Source organism: Iodidimonas sp. MBR-22 (assembly GCF_029946565.1).
GTDB lineage: Bacteria > Pseudomonadota > Alphaproteobacteria > Sphingomonadales > Rhodothalassiaceae > Iodidimonas > Iodidimonas nitroreducens.
The window spans coordinates 107358-119267 of sequence record NZ_JARKVQ010000010.1; the positions used below are offsets into that span (position 1 = coordinate 107358).

6 protein-coding genes are annotated in these 11910 nt (G+C 56.8%); all 6 read right to left on the reverse strand.

Translation table 11 applies throughout. The features are described from left to right. Positions 1-4: 4 nt before the first annotated feature. Positions 5-1288, reverse strand: coding sequence for a type II secretion system inner membrane protein GspF (gene gspF / locus QK300_RS09315; protein WP_281301331.1), 1284 nt, complete (start codon positions 1286-1288; stop codon positions 5-7). Further along, the gene (gspE, locus tag QK300_RS09320; protein WP_281301330.1) at positions 1275-2831 is read right to left on the reverse strand and encodes a type II secretion system ATPase GspE; all 1557 of its coding nucleotides are present in this window, start codon (positions 2829-2831) and stop codon (positions 1275-1277) included. Before gspE ends, gspF begins: the two co-directional genes overlap by 14 nt. After that, on the reverse strand, positions 2812-4887 hold the full coding sequence (gene gspD, locus QK300_RS09325; RefSeq protein ID WP_281301329.1) for a type II secretion system secretin GspD: 2076 nt from the start codon (positions 4885-4887) through the stop codon (positions 2812-2814). Before gspD ends, gspE begins: the two co-directional genes overlap by 20 nt. Beyond that, complete coding sequence (locus QK300_RS09330; protein ID WP_281301328.1) at positions 4884-5777, reverse strand: type II secretion system protein N; 894 nt, start codon at positions 5775-5777, stop codon at positions 4884-4886. The genes gspD and QK300_RS09330 overlap by 4 nt, the downstream gene beginning before the upstream one ends. Beyond that, positions 5777-8428, reverse strand: a complete 2652-nt coding sequence (locus QK300_RS09335; protein WP_281301327.1) for a TonB-dependent receptor — start codon at positions 8426-8428, stop codon at positions 5777-5779. The genes QK300_RS09330 and QK300_RS09335 overlap by 1 nt, the downstream gene beginning before the upstream one ends. 107 nt (positions 8429-8535) lie before the next feature. After that, complete coding sequence (locus tag QK300_RS09340) at positions 8536-11415, reverse strand: hypothetical protein (RefSeq protein WP_281301326.1); 2880 nt, start codon at positions 11413-11415, stop codon at positions 8536-8538. Positions 11416-11910: the final 495 nt, after the last annotated feature.

Below are 11910 nucleotides of genomic sequence, written 5' to 3' on the forward strand. Positions count from 1 at the left end.
CTCCTTATAACAGGCTTAAACTGTTCAATTGCAAAATCGGCAGCAGGATCGACAGCACGATCAGCGCCACCATCGCCCCCATGATGATAATGATCGCCGGTTCCAAAAGGCCCAGCGTGATCTGGGTTGCCTGTTCAAATTCGCTTTCCAGATAATCCGCCGCCTTTTCCAGCATCTGCGGCAATTGCCCCGAACGCTCCCCCACCGCCGACATATAAACGATCAAAGGCGGGAAAACCGCCAGCCGCCGCAATGCCTGCGCCAATGCGCTGCCCTCGCGCACCTGCGTGATCACCTGCCCCAAAGCCTCTTGCAATGGCATCGACCGCAGAACCGGCCGCGCACTTTCAAGGGATTCCACCACCGGCACCCCCGAAGCCACCAGAGTGGCCAAGGTGCGGGCCAAGCGCGCCCCCTCCACGGCGCGGATCAGCCGCCCCAGGATGGGCATCGCCAAAAGCCAGCTGCTCACCCGGCGCGCCACGGCTTCCCGGCGCAAGGATAGGCGCACCACCCCCCCAACCCCGCCAAGACCAAGCAAAATCATAAGCCCATGATCCCGGATGGCATCCGACAGGCTGATCATGAAAAGCGTCAGGGCCGGCAGGCTTTGGCCCAGATGATCGAATTGATCCACAACCTTGGGCACCACAAAGGTCATCAGGGCGATGATCACGACCACTGCCGTGATCGCGAGCATGATGGGATAGATCAGGGCGGTGACGATTTTGGTGCGCATCGCCCGGGATTTTTCAAGATGCACCGAAAGCCTAAGCAAAACCGTGCCCAAAGCCCCCGATGTTTCCCCGGCATCGACCAAAGCCCGATAAAGCGGATTGAAACTGCCGGGATGCCGGGCCATCGCCTGCGATAAGCGGCGGCCTTCCATCACATCGGCCCGCACCGCCAGCAAAATCCGCCGCACCGCCCGATGATCGGCCTGCATTGCAATGGATTGCAGGGCTTCATCCACCGGCGCACCGGCATCAAGCAGGGTTGCCAATTGGCGGGTCACAAGGCTTAATTGCTTATGATTGATCGGGCGCTTTTGCCCGGTTTTCCGCCCAAGCCTGTTGCCAATCCCGGTCGCAGCTTTCCGCCCGACTTGCCCATGTGCCTCGGTTCCCTGCCCGGCGCTGCCCGTTCCCCCCTGGGCCAGACCAAGGGCCACCGGCATCAGCTTTCTGGCACGCAGATCAAGCCGCGCCTGCCGGGGGCTATCGGCGGTGATGATGCCCTTTCGGCTTTTGCCCCTGGCATCCAGCGCTTCATAATCAAAGGCTGGCATCCGCTGCTCCTTTTGGCTGACACACCCGCATAAGCTCGGTAAGGCTGCAGGCCCCATCGAGACAATGATCAAGCCCGCTTTGCAGCAATGTCTGGCGCTTCATGAAGGCCACCTCGGCCAGCGCATCTTCGGTCGCATTGTCATGGATCATCTGCCGAAGCTGATCTTCAATGGTGACCAGTTCATAAAGCCCGATCCGCCCCTCATGGCCGCTGTGATTGCATCTGTCGCAGCCCGTGGGGCGATAGAGCAGCGGCGCAGGGGCTGCCGCATCAAGGCCCAAAATCCGCCGTTCCGCCGGATCGGGGGCATAAGCCTCTTTGCAATGGCTGCATAAACGCCGCACCAGCCTTTGGGCGATGATCGCCTTCACGGTCGAGGCCAGCAAAAAAGGCTCCACCCCCATATCGCGCAGGCGGGTGATGGCCGCCACCGCCGAATTGGTATGCACGGTTGAAAGCACCAGATGCCCGGTAAGGCTGGCCTGAACCGCAATCTGGGCCGTTTCCACATCGCGGATTTCACCCACCATCACCACATCGGGGTCCTGGCGCAAAATCGCCCTGAGACCAGCGGCAAAGCTCATCCCCACGCGGCTGTTCACCTGTGTTTGCCCCACCCCATCAAGGGCATATTCCACCGGATCTTCAATGGTGAGGATATTGCGGCTGCCATCATTCAACTGGCTCAGGCCCGCATAAAGGGTGGTGGTTTTGCCCGAACCGGTGGGCCCGGTCACCAAAATGATGCCATTGGGCTGGGCTAATGCCTGCTGCAAATCGGCAAGGGCTCGGCGGCTCATGCCCAAAGCATCAAGATGGAAATGCGCCTGATCCTTATCAAGCAAGCGCATCACCACCCGCTCCCCATGGCGCGAGGGCAAAGTCGACACCCGCACATCGATGCTTTTGCCGCCCAAACTCAAAGACACCCGACCATCGAGAGGAATGCGCTTTTCGGTAATATCAAGCCGGGCCATCACCTTGATCCGCGAAATCAGCCGTGGCGCCAAACGCGGCGGCAGGCGCAGGGCCTCATGCAAAATGCCATCGATCCGAAAGCTGATCAAAAGCGCCGGCTCGAAGGGGGCTATATGAATATCCGAGGCCCGCCGCCGCACAGCCTGCGCGATCAACCCATTGATCAGCCGAATGATCGGGGCATCATCGGCGCTATCCAAAAGATCGGCGCTTTGGGGAATATCATCGATCAGGCTATCAAGATCATGATCCCCTTCCCCGGATGCCAGATCATCCCCGGCCATGCCCTCTAGGGAATAGCGTTCCGACAGCAGCCGATCAAAATCCGCCCCGTCCAGACTATCCACCCGCAACGGACGCCGCAAAACCCGCCGGGCTTCCAGCAAAGCATGGCCGTCCAGCGGTTGGCGGGCCCCCAAAACCGCCTTTGTGCCATAATCGAGCAGCACCACATCATGGGCCCGGGCAAAACCATAGCTCAGGCGCGGGGCCTGTTCCTCCCGGCCCTCCGCCGCCGCATCAAAGGCATCCGGCGTTTTGATCTCAGGGTTGGGGTTGGTCATCGGAGCCTGCTCCCAAAACCTTATTCAGATAGCTATCAAGCCGGGCTTCGCCATCATTCGACCGCAGCATCTGTTCCGCGCGGATATAATCATATTTGCGATCCGTTACGCTGGCGGCGGTCTTTTTATCGCGCACGATGGTGGGCCGGATAAACACCATCAGATTGGTTTTGGCGCGTGATCGACTTTCCGAGCGAAACAAGCGTCCGATGCCGGGGATGTCTCCCAAAAAAGGCACTTTTTGCAGGGATATCCGCTCATCATCCTCGATCAAGCCACCCAGCACGATGATCTCGCCATCATCCACCATCACCGTGGTGGTAATCTCGCGCTTATTAAAGATCAGTTCCGATGAGGCCGCGCTCACCGGCCCCAAAATACTTGATACCTCTTGGCGGATGACCAGCCGCACCGTATCCCCTTCGGTGATCTGCGGGCGCACTTCCAATTGCACCCCCACATCCTTGCGCTCAACCGTGCGAAAGGGATTGACCAGATCCGCCCCCACCACTTCGCCCGTGGTGATCGGCACTTCCTGACCCACCGAAATATTGGCCAGTTCATTATCCATGGTCATGATATGCGGGGTCGAGAGCACATTGGATTGCACATCTTCGGCCAGCGCCGTAAGAATAACCCCGAATAAAGTGCCATTATTGGTCAGCCCGCCAATGCCTGCGGCAAAGCCGCCAACCCCCAGCAAAGAGCTGATCGCCGCCTGTTGCAGACCATCGAGGAGCGCACTATCACCGCTGGTTTGCTCGCCTACGGCAATCGCCCCGGTGGCGGCCAGAATATCGGGCGCGGTATTGGAAAAATTGGTTGCAGTGAAGGGGATATTGCTACCCGAACCACCCCCCAGAACATATTGCAGGCCCAAATCCCGGGCGGCATTATCCGACACTTCAACAATAATCGCCTCGACCAGCACCTGTGCCCGGCGAATATCAAGCTGATTGATCACCTGTTCCAAAGCCAGCAGCATATCGGGTTCAGCGCTGATGATCAGGGCATTGGTTTCTTCATGCATGGCAATGCTGGCACGCCGTGGCCCCGCGGCCGCCTCTCCCCCTGAGGTCGCCAGCGATTGCGAAACCTCTTGCAGCAGGCTCACAAGCTCGGCGGCTTCGGCATGTTTCAGATAAAAAACCCGGATCGAACTGCGCGCCGCACTTTTGCTGTCGATATCCTCGATGGTTTCCATCAATTCTGCCAGCGCCTTTGGTTCACCGCGCAAAACCAATGTATTGCTGGCCACCACCGGCACCACCCGGGGCACCGCCCCGCCGCTGCCGGGTTCCGCATTGCGGCTTTTACCCAAAAGCTCATTCAAAATCCCGGCCATTTCAGTGGAAGAGATATTTTTCAATTCCATCGTGCGGGTGATCGATTGATCGGCATCGATCTGCGCGATGATCTGGCGCAAACGATCCATATTCGAGGCATAATCCACCAGGATCAAAAAATCGCTGCCCGCTTGGGCAATCGCCCGGCCATCCGCACTGATGATCGGCTGCACCGAACGCATGGCCATGGGGCCATCCACCCGGCGAAGGCGGAAAATTTCGGTTACGAAACGGTCTTCTTTCCCTTGAGCTTCAGGCCCAAGCGGCTGGGCCTGCTGGGCGGCGCGGCTTTCTTCGATAATCTTATAGGCCCCGGATGCGGTGGGGGTCACGGTAAAGCCATGCACCTGCAAGGTGGATAAAAACACATCAAAAACCGCAGCGGGGCTCACCGGTTCTTCAGAAATCACCGTGACCTTTCCCGTGACCCGTGGCCCCACGATAAAGGCCCGACCGGTCATCATCGACACATCTTCGATAAAGGCGCGGATATCGGCATCGCGGAAATTGAGCACCTGCCCCGCAGCCAGACCTTGGGGATTATCCTGCGCCATGGCCAAATCAGGAAGGCCGAACGCAACAAGAAAAGCCACGCCCGGTAAACTGGTGCCAAAACCGGATAAAGTGACCGCATAGGCCAAAATTCCGGCAGCCAGGCCAACGCGCCCGGACCTGCGCCTTGTCTCCCCGCTCTGTGGTCTTGATGTCATTCTCGTGGCTTACTCACCGAGCGCATGCTGATGGTTTGCCGCTCCCCTTCGCGCTCGATTTCAAGGGTCACGGTTTGTGTGCCGCTTGTCGATTGCGCCAGCTTTTGCAGATTGGCGACCGAGGTCATCGGCACGCCATCAACAAAGAGCAGCACATCCCCTGAAATAAGACCATTTGATTGCAGGATTGTTGCAGTGCCTCGTTCTTTCACGATCAATCCGGTGATCGCTCCATTCTCGATCCGGGGGCTGATCTGAACCGATTGCAAAAGCCCTTCCAAATCAAGCATCTCAGCCGTCTGATCCAAAGCTTTGGGCGGCTGATCGCTGATGTCTGGCGCAGAAAACTTTTCTGCCGCAGGGCGTTTTCTATCGGTCAGATAAAGGCTTTCCCGGGCGCCTCCACGGTCGATGATCACATGGTCAGGAAGAATCTTGTCAAGGTGCACCCCATTAATCAGCCTATCACCCTGACGATAAACCTGCTGGCGATGATCGGGGGTGCGGATGATCGCCGTGGCCCGCTGTTCAACATCACGGGGATCAAGGGCGACCCTGACCCCATAAAGCTTCAGATCAAGGCTGGTTTGGGGCAAATCCGCCGGGCTTTCGGCCTGCGGAAGCTGGCTTTGCCGACGTTCAAATGGATCATAGCTGTGCAGGATTTCAAGCTTTAAAGGCCGGGCCAAAGGCGGCGGCGCCCGCATGGGCAAAAGCGCCGAAACGGGGGCCGAAGGGCTGATGGAAAGCGGGGCGACCACAGCCCAAAAAAGCCGCACGAACAGCCAGGCCAGCATGATCACAGACGCGATCTGCAAAGCCATGATGGCTGCCCGCACGGCCCCTTCGGCCCTGATCCCGGGCTTATCCATGAAGGCAAACGCTGCCATCAAAAGCGCACCGAAGCACCGATGGAAATCTCGCGCCCAAGGCGATAAGCTTCAATATCGAGCCCCCCCTGCACCAGCCGGAAATCTTCACCCAAAAGATTATCCGCTTGGAGGCTGAAGGTCCACAAACCACCAAAAAGTTCAACATCCCGGGCATAGGTCATATTGACCATGATCGGCGGATCTTCAAACAAATCAGGGGCACCGGAAATCCCGATATCGGTGATCCGCTTGCCGGTATAATTGATATTGATGGCCAAACGTTCATCAAGATCCGTTGTCTGCCAGCCCAATTGAGCATTGCCCAGCCATTTGGATTGACCGGTCAGGCGGCGTTCGAGATTGGTTTGCGCCCCGGTCGCAAAATTGGGATCAAGCTTGCTTTCCGCATCGATAAAGGTGGCATTCCCCTTGAAAAAGAAATCCCTGTTCTGGAAAAAATCGCCAGATAGCCATTGCCCCAGCGGGATCAGCTTTTCCACTTCCAGTTCAATGCCCCATAAATCGGCACTATCGGCATTGATAAAGGTGCGGACCGGGCCATCTCCCAAAAAGACGAAGGTCCGTTCGATGGGATTATCAAGGTTTTTGTAAAAACCACCCAAAGTGATCTGTTCGCCATTACCAAAATACCATTCCCAGCGCAGATCATAATTATCGAATTCCGTGATCCCCAGAAAAGGATTGCCAATCACATCACGATCGCGTTCGGGATCAAGAAAGGCTGAAGACGACAATTCACGCAAAGAAGGGCGGCCCAATGTTTGGCTGAAGGCCCCACGAAGCTGCATATTATTGGCAAATTCCCATGTCACCGTTGCCGAAGGCAGCAGCGAATCATTATCCAGCCGGGTTTCGATAGGGGTCCCATTGGGCAGGCTCACCGGGCTGCCGGGAATGGGCGTGAACACCGTTTGGGTGATTTGCAGGGAATTTTCCACCCGCACACCGGCGGCAATGCGCACCGTATCCAGAATTTGCGCGTCAAATCCGGCAAAGCCCTGCCAGTTTTCAAAGCTGCCCCCTGAAACATCGGATTGCCGCGTGGTTTCGATCAAGCGTATCTGACCGGGGCCGATATTTTCCGGTGCAAAGATCAATTCGGGGATAAGCGAGCGCAGTTCAAGCAAAGGCCCCAAGCCGCCGAGATTGAAGCTGAACCTGCGAAACACGGATGAGCGCTCCTGATCGAAATAGCTCATCCCGAAATTGAGATCCACCGCACGTCCCCAAAGGGTCATGCTTTGCCGACCATCAAAACCCACATCAAAAACCTCATCATCCAAAGCCCCAAAGCTGGTGACATTCGATGAAGCCCCCGTGGGCAGGCGGAACGTTTGATCAAATTCCGTAAATTCAAAGCGGAAAGTCCGGCGCAGGGGGGCGATCCGGCGACCTTCGGAATAGGCAAGTCGCCAATCGATTTTGGTATCCTGCAAAAGGGGCGTATCGAAAAGCTCGAAAAAATGCTCGCCAGACAGCATATTCATCCAAAGCTGCTCTTCGACCCACTCGGTCCGGTTATCGGCCACAAGGGTGCCCGGATCATCCGCCGCCTCGCCTTTTTCGATGGCCGCTTCCCGCGTTGTTTTCCGCAAAATCAGATTATCATATTTGAAGCTGTGTTGATCATTGAGCTTCAGCCCAACGCTGAGCAAACCATTGAGCTTGATTTCCCATTCCGTGGAACGAAAACCGCAATCATCGCCGCCGCCTTCAAATTCCTGACGCTCGCACACTTCCGGCGAAAAATTATCATTGAAGCCAAGGCTGCCATCAGCGCCCTGCACCGTTACACTGCGCCGAATGCCAAATTTATTTTGAAATTCACTATCATAATTTGCCGCCGCGATGATGCCCAATTCCGCCTCATCGCCAATTTCATAACGCCGCCCCAAGGAGAAATTAACCGCCACATTGGGGGCATTCGGCTCGCTATCGATGGAATAGCGATTTTGCGGCAGGGATTCACTCGCCGCTTCCAATTGGGCACCACCAAGGGAATTAAGCGCCCCAATGGGCAGATCGCGCAGGATAGTGGGAAGCTTGCGTCCGCCCGTATCAACGCCTGAAATATCAAATCCGCTACCTTCAACCGAAAGGCCCTTATCAAAGCTGCTGGCCAGATCGAAGCCTAAAGAACCGCCAAAACTGATGAAATTTTCATCCGGCAGGCCCTTGGTCCGCAAAGCCACCACACCACCGCCGAATTCGGAAGGATATTGCGACGAATGGGTTTTTTGCACCAGCACGCTATCCAGAAAACCGGCTGGGAAAACATCAAGGGGGACCACCCGTTCCAGTGGTTGCGGGCTGGGCAATTCCGCCCCGTTCAACAAAGCCTTGGAATAGCGCTCACCAAGACCACGAACAAAAACAAAGCCATCCCCCACCAGAGACAAGCCCGTAAGCCGGCGTAAGGCAGAGGCGGCATCGCTATCACCCGCTAAAGCAAAATCTTCCGCCGAAAGCAGGTTTGATATTTCAGAAGTCGCGCGCTTTTCATCGGGAATATATTTCCCGGAAACAACGATCTCTTCGATCGCGGGCTCGGCTTGCGCCAGAACATCCCCGGCCGCAAGACCCAGAGAAAGCGTGGAAAAAGCAGTGCCAAGCAAAAGCTGCAGGCGTTTAATTTGGGCGGCTGTCATGAGATTCCCCTAAGCCTTTTGGGCCTTTAATGAGGCTGAAACAGAGGATGATGAAGGATGAGATGCTGCGGCAGAGTTGACCCCACCGCAGCATTTGTCCCTTGGCCTTAATTGGCCGGGCGGTCGAGCCAGATGGTCCAGCCTGCGGTCCAATCCGTCTCGGGGCTTTCGATGGCTCCGATGAAATCTACACTGTCAAAGAAAGGATCGATGGCGGATGGATCTTCCGCCGGGCGTTGGGCTTCATTCGCGCCATTCACAAAAGCCTTGCCCCCACGCAGCGGCTGTTGAAGCGATGATGCGCCAATGGCATTGCCAGCCCCGGCTAAAAACCAGGCTTCTAAGCCAAAAGCCACATCATCGGCTTCGTTTTCAATGGGAGCCGCGCAATCGAGCAGGGTATGGCCGATGCGCAAGCCCGCACCCGCTGCCGTAGCAGATTGAGGATCGGCTTGGGCAAAGGTGGCGGGATCATCCAGATCGAGGCAGGCATCAAGGAAATTGCTGACCACGCTATTATAGATTTCACCCCCGGTGCCGCGCCGCAAAACGATCCCGGTATCGCCAATACCACGATCAGCCGCCCCAATCAGGGTCAGATTGGAAAGGACAGGCTGTGAGCGCGGAGTGAAATTATTATTTTCCTCGAAATTGTCTGCTTCGATGGCTCGATCCGAATTCGGCTGATTGGGATTTTGGACAACCAGACCGAATTGCAAGCGGCCCTGCCAGCCATCAGTCCAATCAATGGAGTCATCATCGGCACCAGTGACCACGATATGCTTTGCATCCACCGTGCCGCCAAAGAATTCCACACCATCATCGGCATTATTATGCACCTGCACGAAATCAATCTCGGTGCCCCGGCCCACGCCTTGCAGCGCCAAACCATTCAGCTCATTGCCCGGGGTGATTTCAAAACCGGCATATTCCACACGGGTGAAGAAAATCTGGCCGCTATCATCATCGGGATCATTACCGCCAAATTCGCCACTATCGCCTTCGCCCAGCTTCACACAGATCGTTCCGGCATCACCGCACACATTGATCGGTGCCCGGCCATTGACGATAAAGCCGCCCCAAAGACCGCTATCAAGATCGACATTGCGGGTATCAGGATTGATGGCGGTCATCACCACCGGCGCGGTTGCCGTGCCATTGGCAAAGATTTTCGAGCCACGGGAAACCACGAGGATCGATGACGTATTCTCGCCCTGCAAAGTAACACCGGCATCGATGATCAATTCACCCGGTGTGCGCCCGGCAATGGGATTGGCCGGATCGGGGCCCAGATCTTCGCCCACAAACACACCGCCACGCAGGAAATAATCAAGCCCGGCCGCAAGCCGCACGGTTCCGGTCAGGGTGCCTTCCAGAATGCAGCCATCGCCATTGGCGGTGGCGGTCACACCCACCGCATCCGGGCAGGTTGGATCGGGATTGAGCCCAAAGGTCCAGCCCAAGGTCCAATTGCCTTCCTGCTGCGCCGTGCGGGCATCCCCATTCGGGATGGCTCCGATGAAATCAACCGCATCAAAGAAAGGATCGGTGCTGGCAATATCAAAGGCTGCCGCTGAGGATTCGACCGGGCCATTGATGAAGCCTGAAAGCGAAGACGACCCAATGATATTGCCGGCCCCGGCTAAAAACCAGGCTTCTAAGCCAAAAGCCACATCATCGGCTTCGTTTTCGATGGGGGCTGCGCAATCGAGCAGGGTATGGCCGATGCGCAAGCCCGCACCCGCTGCCGTAGCGGATTGAGGATTTGCCTGAGCGAAGGTGGCGGGATCATCCAGATCGAGGCAGGCATCAAGGAAATTGCTGACCACGGTATTATAGATTTCACCCCCGGTACCGCGCCGCAAAACAATGCCGGTATCGCCAATGCCGCGATCAGCCGCCCCAATCAAAGTGAGATTGGAAAGGACAGGCTGCGAGCGCGGCGTGAAGTCGTTATTTTCTTCAAAATTATCCGCTTCGATGGCCCGATCCGAATTCGGCTGATTGGGATTTTGCAACACCAGAGCGAATTGCAAACGGCCCTGCCAGCCATCGGTCCAATCAATGGAGTCATCATCGGCACCAGTGACCACGATATGCTTCGCATCCACCGTGCCGCCAAAGAACTCGACACCATCATCGGCATTATTGTGCACCTGTACGAAATCAACCTCGGTGCCCCGGCCCACGCCCTGCAGCGCCAAACCATTCAGCTCATTGCCCGGGGTGATTTCAAAACCGGCATATTTAACCTGCAAAAAGGCGATTCGCCCGCTATCATCATCGGGATCATTGCCGCCAAATTCACCGCTATCGCCTTCGCCCAGCTTCACACAGATCGTCCCGGCGTCACCGCACACATTGATCGGTGCCCGGCCATTGACGATGAAGCCGCCCCATTCCCCGGTATTGGGATCATCGGTGGCATTGCCGGTGAAAATCGCTCTTTGGGTACGGCCAAATTCGGCTGCCAGCCCCAGATCTTCGGCGCTGGTCATCACCACAGGTTCGGTGGACGTGCCATTCACGAAAATTTCCGACCCGCGCGACACGACAAGAATCGCATCCGTTGTCTGGCCGTAAATCACCGTTCCCGGCTCGATGGTGAGGCTGGCCGCGCTGCGCCCGGCAATGGGATTGGCCGGATCGGGGCCCATATCTTCACCCACAAACACACCGCCATTCAGGCTATACACATTGTTCGCAGTCAGGGTCACATCCCCGGTCAAGGTGCCTTGGATTTCGCATTGGGTTTGTCCGGCAATCGTCAATTCGCTGGTACCCGCGGGGCACGCACCCTCGCTGGGAGGCGGATCGCCGCCATCACCACCGCCATTCGTGGGGGGCGGCGTGGTCGTTGGCGGCGGTGTGCCGCCGCCGGTGCCGCCTTCGGAAATCAATTCGCTGGTGCTGTCACTGCACGCGGCAATGGCCAGCGCCGAAATCAGGGCCAAAAGTGTTTGGCGTCTTTGATAATGATTAAACATGCTTTCCCCACAAGAGGTTGTGTGTGCAAACAAACAGAACTGGATCATCCCAGCCGAAAGGCTGCGCTGAACGGATGCCGCATCGCCCCTTCAATGGGAACGTGACTGTGGCTCGCGAAACGCTAATGCTGTTGGGTGACAGTTCTATTTCACGGTCGTGACTATTCTGTCACAAGGCGCGGACACGCCCTCTTTTGGGAATGAAAGCGGGGACTCTCATGGGATTATGAAGAAGAATTTTTTGCGGCAATGCTACAAAGAGCGTCACCCCGGCCCCCGAGCCGGGGCCCATCTGGTGAAGGGCCACAGCCTAGCAGCCCCACAGCCTTGAGCGCGCTTCATGCGAGTACCGGCGCCAACACCAACGGTTCGATCATGCGCCGCGCCGGGCGGAGCGGAAGCAAACAAAGAGTGGATTCCGGGTCAAGCCCACTGCTGTCCGGTTTAAATTTGTGGACATGATGCACGGTGTTGATTCTACTCGTGTTCAGACGT